The sequence below is a fragment of the Psychrobacter sp. SZ93C1 genome (assembly GCF_015864635.1).
In the GTDB taxonomy this organism is placed as follows: domain Bacteria; phylum Pseudomonadota; class Gammaproteobacteria; order Pseudomonadales; family Moraxellaceae; genus Psychrobacter; species Psychrobacter fozii.
The window spans coordinates 53,484-70,140 of record NZ_JADYWY010000005.1 but is presented as its reverse complement, the minus strand read 5'-3'; the positions used below and the strand labels follow the sequence as shown (position 1 = coordinate 70,140).

The 16,657-nt window shown below is 44.0% G+C and carries 15 protein-coding genes; all 15 read right to left on the bottom strand.

Features of this window, described 5'->3' with window-relative positions:
- Window positions 1–2: 2 nt before the first annotated feature.
- Window positions 3–554, bottom strand: coding sequence for a hypothetical protein (locus I6E83_RS08055; protein WP_197101025.1), 552 nt, complete (start codon window positions 552–554; stop codon window positions 3–5).
- A gap of 524 nt (window positions 555–1,078) precedes the next feature.
- Window positions 1,079–2,533 carry a NosD domain-containing protein gene (locus tag I6E83_RS08050; protein ID WP_197101024.1) on the bottom strand — a complete coding sequence of 485 codons (1,455 nt, stop codon included), beginning with the start codon at window positions 2,531–2,533 and terminating at the stop codon, window positions 1,079–1,081.
- A 159-nt stretch (window positions 2,534–2,692) separates the two neighbouring features.
- Window positions 2,693–4,300: a benzoylformate decarboxylase gene (gene mdlC, locus I6E83_RS08045; RefSeq protein WP_227680878.1), complete on the bottom strand. Its 1,608-nt coding sequence runs from the start codon at window positions 4,298–4,300 to the stop codon at window positions 2,693–2,695.
- Between the two features lie 123 nt (window positions 4,301–4,423).
- The gene (locus tag I6E83_RS08040) at window positions 4,424–5,470 is read right to left on the bottom strand and encodes a TRAP transporter substrate-binding protein (protein ID WP_197101021.1); all 1,047 of its coding nucleotides are present in this window, start codon (window positions 5,468–5,470) and stop codon (window positions 4,424–4,426) included.
- Between the two features lie 139 nt (window positions 5,471–5,609).
- Window positions 5,610–7,064 carry an aldehyde dehydrogenase family protein gene (locus tag I6E83_RS08035; protein WP_197101019.1) on the bottom strand — a complete coding sequence of 485 codons (1,455 nt, stop codon included), beginning with the start codon at window positions 7,062–7,064 and terminating at the stop codon, window positions 5,610–5,612.
- Between the two features lie 128 nt (window positions 7,065–7,192).
- Window positions 7,193–8,482 carry a TRAP transporter large permease gene (locus tag I6E83_RS08030; protein ID WP_197101017.1) on the bottom strand — a complete coding sequence of 430 codons (1,290 nt, stop codon included), beginning with the start codon at window positions 8,480–8,482 and terminating at the stop codon, window positions 7,193–7,195.
- Window positions 8,479–9,006 carry a TRAP transporter small permease gene (locus I6E83_RS08025; RefSeq protein ID WP_197101016.1) on the bottom strand — a complete coding sequence of 176 codons (528 nt, stop codon included), beginning with the start codon at window positions 9,004–9,006 and terminating at the stop codon, window positions 8,479–8,481. The genes I6E83_RS08030 and I6E83_RS08025 overlap by 4 nt, the downstream gene beginning before the upstream one ends.
- Window positions 9,007–9,176: 170 nt before the next feature.
- Window positions 9,177–9,821 (bottom strand): 3-oxoacid CoA-transferase subunit B, encoded by a 645-nt coding sequence (locus I6E83_RS08020; protein ID WP_197101015.1) that lies wholly within the window; start codon window positions 9,819–9,821, stop codon window positions 9,177–9,179.
- Window positions 9,818–10,492: a 3-oxoacid CoA-transferase subunit A gene (locus I6E83_RS08015; RefSeq protein ID WP_197101014.1), complete on the bottom strand. Its 675-nt coding sequence runs from the start codon at window positions 10,490–10,492 to the stop codon at window positions 9,818–9,820. The genes I6E83_RS08020 and I6E83_RS08015 overlap by 4 nt, the downstream gene beginning before the upstream one ends.
- A gap of 45 nt (window positions 10,493–10,537) precedes the next feature.
- Window positions 10,538–11,728: a 4-hydroxybenzoate 3-monooxygenase gene (pobA, locus tag I6E83_RS08010; RefSeq protein ID WP_197101013.1), complete on the bottom strand. Its 1,191-nt coding sequence runs from the start codon at window positions 11,726–11,728 to the stop codon at window positions 10,538–10,540.
- Window positions 11,729–11,803: 75 nt separating this feature from the next.
- A complete protein-coding gene (gene pcaG / locus I6E83_RS08005) occupies window positions 11,804–12,436 on the bottom strand; it encodes a protocatechuate 3,4-dioxygenase subunit alpha (protein WP_197101012.1) in 633 nt (210 codons plus the stop codon).
- Between the two features lie 3 nt (window positions 12,437–12,439).
- Window positions 12,440–13,168: a protocatechuate 3,4-dioxygenase subunit beta gene (gene pcaH / locus I6E83_RS08000; RefSeq protein ID WP_197101011.1), complete on the bottom strand. Its 729-nt coding sequence runs from the start codon at window positions 13,166–13,168 to the stop codon at window positions 12,440–12,442.
- Window positions 13,169–13,244: 76 nt separating this feature from the next.
- Window positions 13,245–14,417, bottom strand: a complete 1,173-nt coding sequence (locus I6E83_RS07995; protein ID WP_197101010.1) for an alpha/beta fold hydrolase — start codon at window positions 14,415–14,417, stop codon at window positions 13,245–13,247.
- Window positions 14,417–15,628 carry a 3-oxoadipyl-CoA thiolase gene (pcaF, locus tag I6E83_RS07990; protein ID WP_197101008.1) on the bottom strand — a complete coding sequence of 404 codons (1,212 nt, stop codon included), beginning with the start codon at window positions 15,626–15,628 and terminating at the stop codon, window positions 14,417–14,419. The genes I6E83_RS07995 and pcaF overlap by 1 nt, the downstream gene beginning before the upstream one ends.
- A 246-nt stretch (window positions 15,629–15,874) precedes the next feature.
- Window positions 15,875–16,654 (bottom strand): class II aldolase/adducin family protein, encoded by a 780-nt coding sequence (locus tag I6E83_RS07985; RefSeq protein WP_197101007.1) that lies wholly within the window; start codon window positions 16,652–16,654, stop codon window positions 15,875–15,877.
- Between the last annotated feature and the right edge of the window lie 3 nt (window positions 16,655–16,657).

Genomic DNA, 16,657 nt, shown 5'->3' with positions numbered 1-16,657 from the left:
TATTACTCCAACCAGCTCATGCTTTTAGGAAGTCCCAGAATTGGTTCTTCACGTGCTGACTTGCCTTGTTGATATTCATATGTGCTTTGGCTGATACCAGCGAACTGACAATAAGTCTCTATCGTTAAAACGCGAACCTTCATGAGCTCACAAATCATATGCTTTGGTGCATTGTTATTTATCGCTTTAAAAAATCCAGGATGGTACAAACCCCTCACGAAAGCCAACTGTAAAACTTGTGCCCAAGCTAGACGTTTGATGTCATTTAGATTTTCAGCACCTATAAGACACGGCTGTCGTAAACCCATCTCCTCTCTTAGCAAAAGATCAACTCTGCAAAAATCATTAAAGAAGTAGTAAGTATCATCCAAGCCAGCTACCAAACGTAATGGTTGACGATAATAATCATCCAAAGCATGCATATTAATATCCGACGTTTTCGGTCTAAATTGATGCCAAATCTTTAGTGCTTTTCTAGCATCATTATGGATGAATAAATTATCCTTATTTAATATAAGAAGCTTTTGAGTTGGCTTTAACTTAATATTTTTCATTAGTTATCATAAAATAGTGAATAATAATCATGTTATTATAAAATTAGTTGGGAGTCAAAGCTTTTGATTTCAAAGCATTCAGAAACTCAAAATCCACTAAAAACATAAAAGCAACTCCTCACCCTCAAAACACAAAAAAGCCTTTCAAGCTTGATATTTCATAGCTTGAAAGGCTTTATCGATCACATATTTTTATCTAGGTAGGGGACTTAATATTGGGTTTTGACTATACATCAAGTTACTAATAATCAGATTTATCGGGTTTCTTTGTAAAAATAGGGTTTAAATCAGTTTTAATTTAATATTTTTATAAAATATATCGGGAGCCAAAGCTTTTTATTTCAAAGCACTTAGAATTTCAATACATCTTAAAGATATGAGAGTAATGCTCTACCCTTAAAATACAAAAAAGCATTTCAAGATTTATAATTAATAGCTTGAAATGCCTTGAAAACCGTGAATTTTACCTAGGTGAGAGCTTTCATACCAAAGCTTATAATAGTTTCTAAGTAAAAAATACGACATTAAGGAACAACTACAGCAGGACTCAGTTCAGAAGTTGCACCTAGGTGATTAGTTAATGTGGCTGTAACTGTTGCTACGCCCGTTATAGTCTTCCAAGACACCTTTGCTTTTCCTCTAGCATTGGTTACTACCATTTTTGATCCAAGATACTGTTCGGCCTCTTGAAAACCTGCCCGACTATTAGCAAAAAATTCTAGCTGATAACGCTGGTTTGGCTGTGCCTTAATCTCTGCCACAATATCCCCTTTACTTACACTTAATTCCGGTGTTTGAATTGCTTGATTGGGAATACTATTACAATTATCCTTATCTGACTTAGCACAAGTTTTTTGAAGATTCGCACCTTCAATTACTACACCACCACCACGAGACCCAATAAAATCAGCATGCTCCAATCCAGGAACACCAAAGATAATTGCGCCTAAATTTTGGTTAAGCACACAAGAACCACCCGCTTCGCAACGTTTAATATCCTTACTATTGTCCCAAATTAAATTTTTAGTTAAAGTAGTACGTGCGCTACTATCTTTTTCTGAGCGTATTGCTATACCTATACGGTTACCATGCACTTTATTACTATCAATAATATTACCATCACCCGATAAATTGAATCCAATTGAATTGTTGGTTAGTTCATTATATGCGATGTAATTGCGTTTTCCCCAGTTAATTTGCAACCCATCAGAATAATTTTCAAACTTATTACCAACTACAGTATTATCGTTGCCCCACAAAATCTCAACACCTTGCGAAGGCTCTGGATTAGATTTAGTGGAAGTAAAAACATTGTTTGCCACAAGATTAAACGCAGCACCACGTGTGAGCTCTAAACCGTCACCATTATCAATAAATAAGTTATCTAACACTTTATTGTTGATAGTTGTCGTTGAGGTGGGATTACCTTGACCATCATCACCAGTAAGCATCACACCAGAACCACCATAATTATTACTTATGCGATTGTGTTGAACTAAATTATTACTTGAACGATTAATTAGCACACCAATACAGAAACGATGGATACCTAAACCTTTTAACGTCACATCGTCAACATCTTGTATAACCAATCCTGGTAATGTCGTAGTACGTACATTTGTTCCATATTGTTTAGGATTAGCTCCTGGACACGCTTTCGCACCTTCGCCTTTGATATATTGCGAACCATCAATTGCAATATACTCTCCTGTTTTAGCCCATTCCGTTCCAATAATTTTCACTGAGGATTTTATTGGTGGCAATGGTTTACTAGCTTTAATTATATAAGGTGCTCTACCAACAGCTTGGATTAAGATCTCATTTCCTTGTGTGTTGTTAGTATTAGACTGTTCAATTGCCCAGCGTAGTGTTCCTTGTGAATTATCATCAGCATAATTATTAACTATATATGTATCAGCTTGTACAAGACTGCTAAAACTTAAGGCAATGATACCTAATACTGGAATAACATTCTTCATTTCTATCTCCTTATCAATGAATTATTATTTCTTGATGGTTTTAAGTTTATCCACCTAACTCAAGTAATCCAAAAAACCTTTCACACTCATATTTATATAGATATAAGTCTAAAATCATACTTTTTTATTGAATGGAACTCACAGCATTACAAATAGCTGCTAAATATTACCGGTATCTGCATCAACAATGATTTCTAATAGATAACAACCCGATGTATTGACTGCTTTATGGATTGCTTCGGGCAGATTTTCGTGCTCTTTGATACGAGCACCTTCACACCCCATACTATTAGCCAATTGAACAAAATCGATATTGGGCAAATCGAGCCCTGGTACAGACTGACTCTTCATGATTTTGCCAAAAGAATGCATGGCGCCATACCCGAAATTGTTTAGCACAATAAATGTCACTGGCAAATTCAACTGCGCAGCCGTCCAAACAGCTTGAATGGAATACATAGAAGACCCATCACCAATCAAGCACACAACCCGTTTATTGGTGGATAATGCGACTCCTACTGATGCCGGTAATGCATAGCCAAGACCGCCACTAGACATCGTAAAAAACCCTTGCGCTTGTGTAATGGGTAAAAAACGTTGAATGACAGATCGGTGAGAAGGCGCTTCTTCGACGATGATAGAGTCAGATGATCGTGCATGTGACAGTAGATCAATGGCATATTCCACTGGAATAGGGGTTGCGCCCATTACCTTGGGCGTAGCAGGACGCAGCGGCGTGACAAATTTGTCACTCTGAGAATCAGATAAAGGAAAGATTTTATCCAACATGGCACTAATACTGTGATTGATTGAACCGAATAAAGTGGTGGTTGCCGATGCAAATGCCGCATATTTTGGGTCATCGGTAATTTGATATATTTTGACTGCTGAATCAAATATCGTCACATCTCCTGCAATGTGTAGCGTAAACACAGGGGCGCCAATCACCAGAATCACATCATACCCAGACAGTTTTTCTGACAGATGCGCAGGAAGCGCAGGCAAAAACCCTGCAAACTGAGGGTGGTCTTCTGGAAAACTGGCTCGACTCGAATACGGTGCTGCCCAAACGTGTGCTTGTAGCCGCTCAGCCAGTTTAACTGCAGTATCAAATGCGCCCTGCCTATCGACATCTGCACCAACAACTATGGCTAAATTTTGACTGTTTTTGAGTACCTCTAACAGCTGATCAATGGCTGCCGCCGTTGGTATTGTGCCCTCAATCACTTTTGAGTAATGAGGCATATAGGTTGTTTTGTCCCAGTCATCAGAGGGTATCGATACAAAGGTTGGACCACGTGGATGCTGCATTGCAATATGATACGCTTGAGCGATTGCCAATGGCACATCCTCAGGACGCGCAGGCTCGATACTCCATTTAACATACGGTTTTGGAAAGTCGGCAGCGTGATCTGCGCCAAGATAAGGCGCAAATGGTAAGATGCTACGAGATTGCTGGCCTGCCGTTATGACCAAAGGTGTGTGATTTCGATATGCTGTGAATATATTTCCTAAGGCATGGCCAACCCCTACTGCTGAGTGCAGATTGACAAAAGCGGCATTACCAGATGCTTGAGCATAACCATCGGCCATCGCCACAACAGATGACTCCTGTAAGGCCAATATGTATTCAAAATCTTCAGGAAAATCATTCAAAAAATTAAGCTCAGTAGAGCCGGGATTACCAAATACTTTTGTCATATTAAGTTCACGCATCAAACGAAACGTCACTTGTTGTACAGTATCTGTATGCTGCATAGAAGACATAAAAGACATCCTTGTCACTAATTGCTTATTGCTAAGCGTTGATTGTCAAAATTGTTAATACTAAGGTCTGTTGAATATTTGACTGCTTTACAGACCCTACTATCGGAGCAAGTGACCTAGCCATTAAGACTGACAAGCGGCACTAGCTTTTATAGTTTTTTGATAAGCTGTTTGAGCGTCCAAACCCAGCTTGGCAAGATCTGTTAAATATTTTTGTGTGCCCGCTTCTAAAGGTTTTTTCCATTCAGGATTTTCTAGTGGATTGGGGATATCTATGATTGAATCGCCCTTAGCTTTGGCTTCAGCCATATATCTTGCGTCATCTTCATCAAACACCTTGCCAGCTATTTTGGCCATCGCCGCACCCGAATTATTATCGATGACTTTTTTAAGATCATCTGGCAAGCTTTCATATTTATTTTTATTCATGGTCACAACAATCGGCGAGCTATAAAAAGGGATGTTGGTATGAGTGTTGGTTATCTCTGTCAACTTAAAGGAACCCATAGCATCCCAAGGCAAGCTTATTCCGTCCAATACACCCCGCTGCAAAGAGGTGTAAAGATCGGTCACTGGCAACCCCACTGGCGTGCCACCTGCCGCGTCAATGATATTGCCCGTTATGGCTGAAGGACCTCGAATACGCATCCCGGCTAAGTCATCTGGTGTGCGAATTGGCTTGTCAACCGTGTGAAAACCACCAGGTCCGGTACCCATCATGAACAACACATGAGTGTCTTCATACTCACTTGCAATCACACCATCGTCATATAGATTATGGAGCATACAGTTTAGTTGTGTTGCCGAGTTTGAGAGTCCTGGCAACTCAGAAATTTGAGTCAATGGAAAGCGGCCATTGGTATAGCCTTGGAGCGTAGACCCAATATCGACCACACCATTGGCAACCGCATCATAGGTTGCGTTTGGTTTACTGAGTGTTGCAGAAGGAAATATCTCAATTTTAATTTTTCCTTTAGAGTCTGCCTCTACTTTTTTTGCCCAGTATTCAAATATTTCTGTGTTTGTGGTCGAGGTGGCTGGCCAAAAATGTGAAAAACGTAGGGTTGTGACTTCTTGAGCACTTTGTGTGGCGCTATCACTTGAATTTGAACAACCTGTAATACCGATGACAGCGGCAACTATCAAACTCAATGAAATTTTTTTGCCCATGATAAATTCCTTTTTGATGGTAGACAATTATTATGATAGATAAATGGGCATAGCTTCCAATCTATGCCATTCTCATATGTCTGAATGATTGGTAATAATAACAATCATATATATGTTAAAAGTCAATTGTTAATAATCACTAAACCGGATATGGACGCTGTTCAGTTTGTACCGACACCCATTGATAAGTCGTGAACTCATCGAAGGTGATATGACGACCGAAGCGGCCCACCCCTGATGCTTTTTCACCACCAAAAGCAACGCGCGGCTCATCATTGACACTTTGATCATTAATATGAACCATGCCTGTGCGCCATCCTGCCGCAAACCTTTGTGCTCGGGAGATATCTGCAGAATGCACAGCACCGCTCAATCCAGCATCGGTGTTGTTTGCTAAACGTAAGGCATCAGCATCGCCTTTATGTGAAATCAACGTAACCACAGGGCCAAACATTTCTGTACGTGCAGAATAAACGTCATTACTGCCCTTTAGAACATATGGATAAACGAGCGCACCGTCACGCTCACCTTCAAGAAGTATTTCAGCACCTTCTTGCACTGCTTGTTGTACGGCCTGCTCTACCCGCACAGCTTCGCGCTCATCAATCAAAGGCCCCACCAACACATCAGGTCTTGATGGGTCACCAACGTTCAGTCCTTTTGTATATTCGACAAACTTTTCGGCAAACGCATCAAAGATAGACTCATGAACAATGACACGGTTCACTGACATACAAATCTGACCACTGTGTAAGAACCGACCAAAGACTGCAGAACGTGCCGCATAATCAATATCGGCATCGTCAAGCACTACAAAGGCATTATTGCCACCAAGCTCTAAAATAGAACGCTTGATTTCACGGCCAGTCATCTCTCCTATGCGCTGACCAACCTCAGTAGAGCCAGTGAACGAAATCACACGAGGAATCGGGTGTGTATATAGCGCATCGCCAATCTCAGAGGTTTTTGGCACAACCACTGTCAACACACCTGCGGGCAAGCCTGCCTCTTCGAAGATTTTGGCCAGTAAGATACCGCCAGTAATGGGTGTGGTAGAGGCAGGCTTTAATAATACGGTGTTGCCACTTGCCAAGGCCATGACTACCGATCGCATGGCTAAAAACATTGGAAAATTAAAGGGTCCAATGACCGTTACCACACCTACTGGCTTACGAATAATGTGGTTGAACTTATTGGGAATGGCTGAGCGTGCAACCGTAGTTTCTAATAAAAACGGATACTCGGCGGCCACTTTAATAACCCCAATACAGGCATCAATCTCGATATTGGCTTTCATCACGGTAGAACCGGACTCACGCACCAGCAAGTCAACCAACTCGTCTCGGCGATTGCTTATTACTTTTGCCGCTTGCTCAACAATCTGGCTTACAGCATAAGGGTTGGTCTGACACCAGTCTTGCTGTGCTTGCTCTAGTGCCTCATAAGACTCATTAATATCATCTAAGCTGGCAGCTTTAAACGTGGCGATATCTTCACCAGTGAACGGGTTACTCGTGACAATGCTGTGGCTCGACCTGCCATCACGCCACTCACCAGCCATATAATGATAATGTAAATCAGTATAGTTGGACATATAAATTCCTTATTGAAAACAATAACCTAACCAGCGTATTACGATTGCAGCACAAACAGCTTTTGCTTGATGTTCAGCATAATCATACGCTGTGTCATGAATCATGCGAGGTGCTCAGACAACAAAGTCTAGCTCAAAAGCACCAAAGATATCGCTGGAAAAGCGATTAAAACCACCAGTCGAACCAAGTCCGATACAATAAAGGGGGCAACGCCGCGAAACATATCAGCGAGCTTTATGTGCGGTGCAGCCGCCTTAATCACAAAAATATTCATGCCCATTGGCGGGGTAATCAGCCCAAGCTCTACTGTCAATACGGCAATAATACCGAACCAAACTGGGTCAAATCCCAATGCCAAAATAATTGGGTATACCACAGGAATAGTAATCACCAACATAGCCAAGGCATCCATAAACAGCCCAAGCACAAAGTACATGAACAAAATACAGATCAAAACGACCATAGGACTAACGGCCAAACCACCAATCCACGATGCCAATGTATTGGACATCTGCGACACAGAAATAAAATAACCCAGCGCTTCTGCACCCAGCAGCATAAAGAACACGACTGCAGATAAGGCCAAGGTTTCTGTTAACGAACGCTTTAGCCCCTCAAGTCTCATGCCTTTAACAAAGGCATAACCCCAAGCAGCAAATGCGCCAACCGCAGCCCCTTCAGTGGGCGTAAATATCCCAAAGAAGATACCAGCAATAATGACGATGAAAATAAAACTAAAAGGTATAAGACCCGTTAATGACAGTATTTTGGCTTTCCATGGCGTTCGTTCACCGCGGGGTGCCAAATGCGGCTTCCAGCGCACTATAATCATGACAGTGATTGAATACATGACCATGCCCAAAATACCAGGCAAAAACCCAGCGATAAACATGTCACCGACTGACTGTTGCGTTAAAATCGCATAAACCAGTAAAGCAATACTGGGTGGAATCATGATACCAAGCGTCCCACCTGCGGCCAAAACCCCACAAGCAAAGCCTGGCTGATAACCGTATTTTTCCATTTGCGGCAATGCCACTCGAGCCATTGTCGATGCGGTCGCTAAAGATGACCCTGAAATCGAGGCAAAGATACCCGATGAGCCAATACCAGCAATACCAAGGCTGCCTCTAACACCGCCAAAAATAGTTCGTGTTGAATCAAAAAGCTTACTTGCCATACCCGAATGTGTCGCAAACACGCCCATCAAAATGAACAGAGGAATGGCACTAAAATCATATTTTGCCAACACGTCAACAGGGACGTCTTTTAGCATCTGTAGGGCGCCACTTGGCGCAGTCACAGCACCAAATCCTACTAACCCAACGCCTAGCATGGCAAGTGCCACTGGCACTCGTAACATCACCATCACAATCATGCACAACAAACCGATCGCACCAATAATTTCTGGACTCATGCGCCTGTCTCCTCGGCGTCATAAAACTCGCCCGTTTTAAAAATAGTAATAGATTCGATAAGCGCACGAATGGCGAGTAAAAGACTCAAAAAGGCACTGATAAGATAGATGGGCATCATAGAGACTCGAAGGTCTTGCGTTACCTTGCCGTACTCTAGCGCATCAAAAGCACTCTCATAGAGCCCCCATGCAAACACGAGACCTATCAAGAAAAACCCCATCATAAAAGTGCCCATCATGTAGCCTTTGATAGACTGCGGCATTTTTTGGGTAAAAATATCAACAATGATTTGAGAGCGTTCGACATAAGCGGCAAAAGCGGCCAATAAAGAAAACAGCATGAAATAAGAGACAATCTCTACGCTGCCCTTCACCGTGAACCCAACCTCACCACTAGTGAGCTTGAACACATAGCGAGTCACCACGTCTATCATAGTGGCCAAGACAATGATAATAAGACTGATGCCGCCAATAAATTGACATAACTTAGAGATTCCCTGACTGAGCTTTACTAAAGGTGTCATTTGATACCTCCTAGCTCGCTAAGTACTGCCATGCTATGGCCAGAGAAATTAGAGATCGCAGGCAATAGCGCCTGCACCCCTCTAAAAGAGAGATGATGATTCATCATTGAGTCCTTTCTTGATGGGTAAATATTTTGTATTGGTAGACTGTAATCGCGGGGTTTTTGGTACTAACCTATGAGCGTCGCACCTGTTTTGGCTTGTAGCGCATCAAAAGTCAGACCTGCGACCATCTCACGGACAACCAAGCCCTGCTCAGTCACATCAATGACGGCCAAATCGGTATAGATTCGATTGACACATCGTTCACCTGTGATAGGTAATTTGAGAGTCTTGACAATTTTTGGCTCACCATTTTTGCTGACATGATCCATGATGACGTAAACTTGTTTGGCACCAACGGCCAAATCCATAGCGCCGCCAACAGCCGGAATATCATTTTCTCGGCCCAAAAACCAATTGGCAATATCACCGTTTTCGGCAACTTCAAACGCGCCTAGCACACACAGGTCAATATGGCCACCTCGTATCATGGTAAAAGAGTCGCCATGATGAAAATAACTGCCGCCTTTCAGCAAAGTTATGTATTGCTTACCTGCATTGATGAGATCCCCATCCTCTTGACCCTTTTCAGGGGCAGGGCCCATACCCAAAACACCGTTTTCACTGTGCAAAAAGATGTCTTTGTCTTTTGGCAAAAAGTCAGCCACTCGGGTTGGTTGGCCAATACCTAGATTGACATACATTCCCTCTTTGATATCTTGGGCAACGCACTGAGCAATCTCATCAACGGAACGCGGTTTATACTCACTCATGATGCTTCTCCTTGAATACAAACGACTTCATGTACAAAGATACCTGGGGTAACGATGTGTTCAGGGTCAAGCGCACCCAGTTCTACCACTTCACTGACTTGGGCAATCGTGTGGTGTGATGCAGCCGCCATAATGGGGCCAAAATTACGTGCCGCTTTGCGATACGTTAAATTGCCCCAGCGATCTCCCTTAAAAGCTTTGATGAGGGCAAAATCTGCTTTGATGGGGTATTCTAATACATAGTTTTTTCCATCAATAACCCGAGTCTCTTTGCCCTCGGCCAGTAGTGTTCCGAATGCGGTTGGTGTGTATATTGCGCCAAGGCCGCTGCCTCCAGCTTGCATACGGGCCGCCAACGTGCCTTGCGGCACTACTTCTAGCTCAATTTTACCTGCTCGGTATAGATCATCAAAAATATGTGAGTCGTGCTGGCGCGGAAAAGAACAGATGATTTTTTGTACACAGCCTGATTTTAGTAATAAGGCCAATCCTGTTTCACCGTTACCTGCGTTGTTACTCACAATCGTTAGATTTTTAGCATTACGGGCAATCAGCGCATCAATCAATTGCGCGGGCTGACCAGCCAAACCAAAACCACCGATCAAAATGGTTGCCCCATCATTGATATTACTCATGGCTTCGATGGCAGAATCTGTCACTTTATTTAACATTGCATCGTCCTATATAAAAGAGTTGAATCGCTAAATCAGACAGGTTTACTCTAAAGGCTCAACAGGCAATCCAACGTAGTTTTCAGCGATAGTCGCCTTCCCTGCTTCTGAGTTAATAAAGTATTCAAACTCAGCCTGTTGTACGCGAAAATCAAAACGTTCGCTGCTTTCGAAACGGTGTAATAGCATAGTCATCCACCATGAAAAACGGACTGACTTCCAAACACGGGCTAGACAGATTTCTTGATAGCGTGGAATCAGATCAGTCCGCCCTTCTTCATAGATTTTTACAAATAAACGAAACGCTGTTTCTACATCACTGGCGGCAAGGTTCAAGCCTTTAGCCCCTGTTGGCGGTACGATATGGGCCGCATCTCCCAATAAAAACAACTTACCGTATTGCATGGTTTCACACACATAAGAACGTAGTGGCGCAATGCTCATGTCCAGCGCAGGACCAGTCACTAGGCGTTCTGCCATTTTTGGTGGAATACGGCGCTTTAGCTCATCCCAAAACATCTCTTCAGTCCAATCCTCAATTTTGTCGGTATTTGGCACTTGTATGTAGTAGCGGCTTCTGGTTGGAGAGCGCATAGAACAAAGCGCAAAGCCGCGTTCATGGGCACAGTAGACTAGCTCATCGTTAACGGGCGGCGTGTCACTCATCAGTCCCAACCAACCAAATGGATAAACCTTTTCAAACTCTTCTAGCTTATCGGCAGGAATAGATTTGCGTGAGACACCGTGGAAGCCATCACACCCAGCTATATAGTCACAATCTAAGCGGCATAATTGCCCATTAAGCTCATAGGTGGCATAAGGATTGTCTGATTCAAGATCGTGCAGCTCGACGTTATCGGCCTCATAGATCGTCACACCGCCAACCGTCTTACGCGCCGCCATCAAATCGCGAGTCACTTCTGTTTGACCATATACCGTGACATGTTTGCCGCCACTATATTTTTCTACATCTATTTGATGGTGCTCACCTTGAAAGCTAAAGTCAGTGTGCGTATGAATCAAACCTTCTGCATCCATACGTGCGCCAGCACCTGATTCACGAATCAGGTCAGTCGTCCCCTGCTCTAGTACTCCCGCACGGATACGGCCTAATACATACTCTGCTGTTTTACGCTCTAAGATAACGTTGTCAATGCCAGCCTTGGTCAGTAGTTGACCAAGTAATAACCCTGATGGCCCTGCGCCAATAATAGCGACTTGAGTTTTATAATTCATGAAATCCCTCTCATTACTGTATACATTGCGATTGTTGATTGAATAGATTGACTGTGTGTTATTCAGTGCACCGGCTTAAAAGTCGAAGAATACGGTTTCACCATCCCCTTGCAAATAGATATCAAAACGATAGCGAGGTTTGCCAGCGCTTGATTCTTTCTTAGCGATTAAAGTTTGACGGCGCTCGGTAGACGGCACACTGTTTAAAATGGGGCAATTGGCATTGGCATCTTGCTCATCATCAAAATAAGCACGGGTTTGCAAATGCAAATTGATGCCACGCGCAAAAATAGCGATATTAATGTGCGGTGCCATGGGTTTGCCATGCTGACCATCAAAGGCCACTTGTCCAGGTTTAACCGTATTAAAATGAAAATCGCCATCTAATGCACAAGCACTACGGCCAAAGCTGGTGAATGGTTTTTTATTGTCAAATTCACTAATGTAATGACCGCTGCTATCTGCTTGCCATATTTCGATGAGCGCATCGTGTACGGCCTCACCATTGCCATCGTACACATGGCCAACCAGCTCAATGTGCTCACCGACTGCATCTGCTTTGGCCAAGTCTTGCCATATTTCATCTGAGCGCGACTCAAAACCGGCGATTTCTAATGCCAAACCAATATGGACGAAAGGCCCTGCTGTTTGGGATGCGGTCTCGCGCAGCAAACCACTGTCATCTTGCAATTTGTATTGACTGTACATGGGTTACTCCTCAAAGTAGGTTTGTAATGCGCCGCGAACCACAATATCAAAACGGTACGCTAAGCAATCCATTGGCTTACTCATGGTCATATCTAGACGGGCAATCATCGTCTCGACTGCTTCTGGGTCTTTTAACACTTGTACAATAGGACACAGTGGAATAAGTGGATCACCTTCAAAGTACATTTGGGTAATCAAACGGGTTGAGATTGAAGGCCCCATGACCGATACGTGAATGTGCGCTGGACGCCATGTATTAATGCCGTTTGGCCATGGGTAAGGGCCTGGGCGCACAGTACGAAATCGATAACAGCCATCTGCATCTGTGATACATCTGCCGAACCCGCCAAAATTAGGATCTAATGGTGCCAAATAACCGTCTTTCTTATGACGGTATTTGCCGCCAGCATTTGCTTGCCACATCTCAACCAAGGTATTTGCAACTGGCTTGCCAAACTGATCAATCACACGACCGTGCATAATGATGCGCTCGCCGACAGGTAGACCGACTGGTGCACCTTCTGTCCTAAAGTTCATGAGTAAGTCGTTATCATATTGACCAATCTCTAGGCCATTGAACACAGGACCACTGCGCTCAGAGACACTGGATTTTTGGATACTGACCAATGCTTGGCGCGGTGAACGTGCCACTGATGTTTTGTAACCTGGGGTATACTGCGCAGGTTGCCATGTCCGATCGCGCGGTAAAAAAGAAGGATGTTTATGGTTCATTGCATTGTTCTCCATTGCGATAAAGCAGGTTTATCAATAACGTGTGCTTGTTGATTTAACGCTGTTAAATGCGACATTAAAGAAGCGCATCGCCCCAGCCATTATCTTTGGCCAAAGAAAATGCATGATTGGCCGCAGGCACACCACCATAAATCGACACATGCATAAGCACTTGGCGCAGCTGATTTTCGTTAATGCCCAAACGCTTTGCCGTACGTAAGTGCAACCCCAGCTCACCATCACGGCCAAGCGCCGCCAATATTGCAGTGGTAATCATGCTGCGTTGTTGCACTGTCAAGCTGCTATCGCCCCATAGCTCGCCCCATGCAGTACGGGTGATAAACTGCTGAAATGGGCTGTCTAAAGTGTTGGCAGTTTTGGATGCTTTTGCAACATGCGCCTCTCCCAAAATGCGTTTACGCTGCTTCAAACCTTGCTCATAATCAATGCCAGTTTCGCCAACTGATGTACGCTCCGCATTACGCTGCATATAGTCAACCAATTGCTGCGATGCTTCAACAGATGGCACATGACCCACCTCTTCAAATATGGTCAACGTTGCAGTAGTGAATGCCGTTTGTAGTACTTTGAGCGTAGCAGGGGGTGTCGACACATCTTGAGCGCCGCCCAACAACGCAACCATACCAGCATAGCCCACTAGGTTTTCACGGTTATCGACTTGTGCCAATGCCTCACAAAGTTTGGCATAGCTTTCATTATCATTGCGAGATAACTGTACTTGCCATCCTTGTAACACCTCAGGGTTTTGTTCGACATAGCCTGGTGAAAACCAGCGCGGCGCAATCGCTTCTGCCATCTCAGTCAGCCCCAAACTGCGAACATCGTCTGCACGCTCAGCCCATGCCTCTTTAGTACCAATGACCGCACCCGTATTGGTAAGCCACACTTGCTCTAAACGCTGTGGCGCTATTTGGCATAAGTGTTGACCAATGACGCCGCCAATGGAGGTACCAATAAAACTAAAGTTTTCAATATCTAAGGCGTCTGCTAGTGCCAGTGCATCATTGGCAAGCAGCGCTATTGATAAGCCATCTGTCGCCACACCACTACTGCCATGCCCTGGTAGATCCCAACGCACACAGCGATAGTGTCCGTGTAATTGGTCACATACCTCATCCCATACTGCATGGCTCATTCCCAATGGATGCGCCATCAATAAGGCGGGTAAGTAGGTTTCGCCACTGTCTTGGTAAGCAATGAGATGTGCTACTGTTGCTAAAAATGCCATTATTCTGCTCCTACTCGTGAAACCACCAAGGCAATTCCCTGCCCAACGCCAATACACATGGTACAAAGCGCGCGGTCTTTTTTGGTGTGCTGTAATTCATGAATGGCTGAAATCAAAATGCGGGCGCCCGATGCGCCAAGCGGATGACCCAAGGCAATGGCACCGCCTCTAGGGTTGATACGCGCATCACGGTCATCAAGACCCAACTCGCGTGAACATGCCAATGCTTGCGCAGAAAACGCTTCGTTAAGCTCAATAATATCAATATCATCTAAGCTAAGATTGAGACGTTTGAGCAATTTTTGAGTGGCAGGTACTGGTCCAATACCCATGATAGTTGGTAACACGCCAGCGGTTGCCATACCCTCTATTTTTGCCACGGGTGTTAAACCGTATTTTTGCACGGCTGCTGCACTTGCGATAAGCATGGCAGCAGCCCCGTCATTAATGCCAGAGGCATTGCCTGCGGTAATCGTGCCGTTTTCGTATATGGGACGTAGTTTTGTTAATGCCGCCATATCGGTATTGGGGCGTGGGTGTTCATCAGTATCAACAATGAGCGGTGTTTGCTTACGTCTTTCAATAGTAATGGGGGTAATTTCAGCGTTCAAGCGGCCATCACTCTGTGCTTGGGCAGCTTTTTGCTGCGACCATAAAGCAAATGCATCTTGGTCCTCGCGTGAGATATTGTATTTGTCTGCTAGGTTTTCTGCTGTACGCGGCATTGCTTCTGTACCATAAACAGCATCAAGCTTTTTGTTGATAAAGCGCCAGCCCATGGTGGTGTCTTGTAGTTTTTGACTGCGATCATAGGCTTTTTCGGGTTTACCAACCACAAAGGGGGCACGGGTCATCGACTCCACGCCACCTGCGAGGGCCAACTCCATCTCACCACTCACGATTGCTCGAAAAGCCGTTCCCACTGCATCAAGACCTGAACCGCACAACCGATTGATGGTGGTTGCTGGTACTTTTTCTGTCAAGCCTGACAACAATCCACTCATACGTGCAACGTTACGGTTGTCCTCTCCGCTTTGGTTAGCACAGCCCATAAAACTGTCTTCAATGGCACTGTGGTCAAAGTCAGGCGCATCTGCCAGTACTGCTTTAATAACTTGTGCCAACAAATCATCAGGGCGAATATCGGCTAGTACACCGCCGTAGCGGCCAACCGCTGATCGTTTTGGATGACAAATATAGACTGCTGTCATGGTTCTCTCTCCCTAGAGATAAGGTTGATACGACTAATTGCTATGATTTAACGAATACTATTTTGTTCTATATTAGAATTATTGTTCGTATAGTGAATTAATTTATACCTTTTGCTGGTATCTGTCAATATCAAGCACTGGTTTTTTTAAATAAAAAACCCATGCATTACCATGGGTTTTTATCGCCATCAACACACTCATTAATAGGCATAAACTAATAGCACAGTGCATATCAATAAGAGGGAGCTATCCTATCCAGTTAGGGTCAATTCGATTCATCAAGCGATAATATGCAGGCCATTCGGGTAATCTAACCTGAGCACCCGCTTGGGCCTCGCCTCCCTCAAACTGCTCTCTTGTTTTGCTCATGGCATCTGCACTCGCTTGTAGTAACTCGCCACCAGAAGCCATAGCTTTTAGCTGAACCTGACAAGCTTGTATCATTTGGTACATTCGCATAAATGCCCATGCTACATCAGGACCAGTGGTTATAACGCCATGATTATTGAGCATGAGCGTGTGGTTCTTTGTGCCAATAGAATCTACAAGCCGCTCTTGCTCCCTCTCATCGAGCACAATGCCTTCAAAAGGATGGTAACCCACTCGCTCATGAAACATATAAGCTTCTTGAAACAACGGTATAAAACCACATGCCAATGCACTTACTGCCTGTACATCAGTGTTATGTGTGTGCATCACACAATGCACATCGGGGCGACCTTTATGAATGGCGGTATGAATCACATTGCCCGCTTTATTGACAGGGTATGGCGAATCATCAAGCTTGTTGCCATCAAAGTCTATTTTTACAAGGTTTGAGGGCGTTATTTCACTATATAAAAGGCCAAAGGCATTAATCAGCAAATGCTCTGTACCGGGTATGCGGTATGAGATATGATTGTAGACCTGTGTTGTCCACCCATAGTAGTCTACCATTCTATAGCACAACGCCAGCTCTATTCTGGCTTGCCACTCAACGTCACTGTAACCTATAGGCGTTACTATCGAGTCAAAAATATCTTTCATGGT

Bases quoted from the DNA above. Each gene is read 5' to 3' on its own strand.
- pcaF (WP_197101008.1), bottom strand. From the start codon at position 15,628: ATGACAGCAGTCTATATTTGTCATCCAAAACGATCAGCGGTTGGCCGC.
- I6E83_RS07985 (WP_197101007.1), bottom strand. From the start codon at position 16,654: ATGAAAGATATTTTTGACTCGATAGTAACGCCTATAGGTTACAGTGAC.
- I6E83_RS07995 (WP_197101010.1), bottom strand. From the start codon at position 14,417: ATGGCATTTTTAGCAACAGTAGCACATCTCATTGCTTACCAAGACAGT.
- pcaG (WP_197101012.1), bottom strand. From the start codon at position 12,436: ATGTACAGTCAATACAAATTGCAAGATGACAGTGGTTTGCTGCGCGAG.
- pcaH (WP_197101011.1), bottom strand. From the start codon at position 13,168: ATGAACCATAAACATCCTTCTTTTTTACCGCGCGATCGGACATGGCAA.
- I6E83_RS08020 (WP_197101015.1), bottom strand. From the start codon at position 9,821: ATGAGTGAGTATAAACCGCGTTCCGTTGATGAGATTGCTCAGTGCGTT.
- I6E83_RS08040 (WP_197101021.1), bottom strand. From the start codon at position 5,470: ATGGGCAAAAAAATTTCATTGAGTTTGATAGTTGCCGCTGTCATCGGT.
- I6E83_RS08030 (WP_197101017.1), bottom strand. From the start codon at position 8,482: ATGAGTCCAGAAATTATTGGTGCGATCGGTTTGTTGTGCATGATTGTG.
- I6E83_RS08025 (WP_197101016.1), bottom strand. From the start codon at position 9,006: ATGACACCTTTAGTAAAGCTCAGTCAGGGAATCTCTAAGTTATGTCAA.
- I6E83_RS08050 (WP_197101024.1), bottom strand. From the start codon at position 2,533: ATGAAGAATGTTATTCCAGTATTAGGTATCATTGCCTTAAGTTTTAGC.
- mdlC (WP_227680878.1), bottom strand. From the start codon at position 4,300: ATGTCTTCTATGCAGCATACAGATACTGTACAACAAGTGACGTTTCGT.
- I6E83_RS08035 (WP_197101019.1), bottom strand. From the start codon at position 7,064: ATGTCCAACTATACTGATTTACATTATCATTATATGGCTGGTGAGTGG.
- pobA (WP_197101013.1), bottom strand. From the start codon at position 11,728: ATGAATTATAAAACTCAAGTCGCTATTATTGGCGCAGGGCCATCAGGG.
- I6E83_RS08055 (WP_197101025.1), bottom strand. From the start codon at position 554: ATGAAAAATATTAAGTTAAAGCCAACTCAAAAGCTTCTTATATTAAAT.
- I6E83_RS08015 (WP_197101014.1), bottom strand. From the start codon at position 10,492: ATGTTAAATAAAGTGACAGATTCTGCCATCGAAGCCATGAGTAATATC.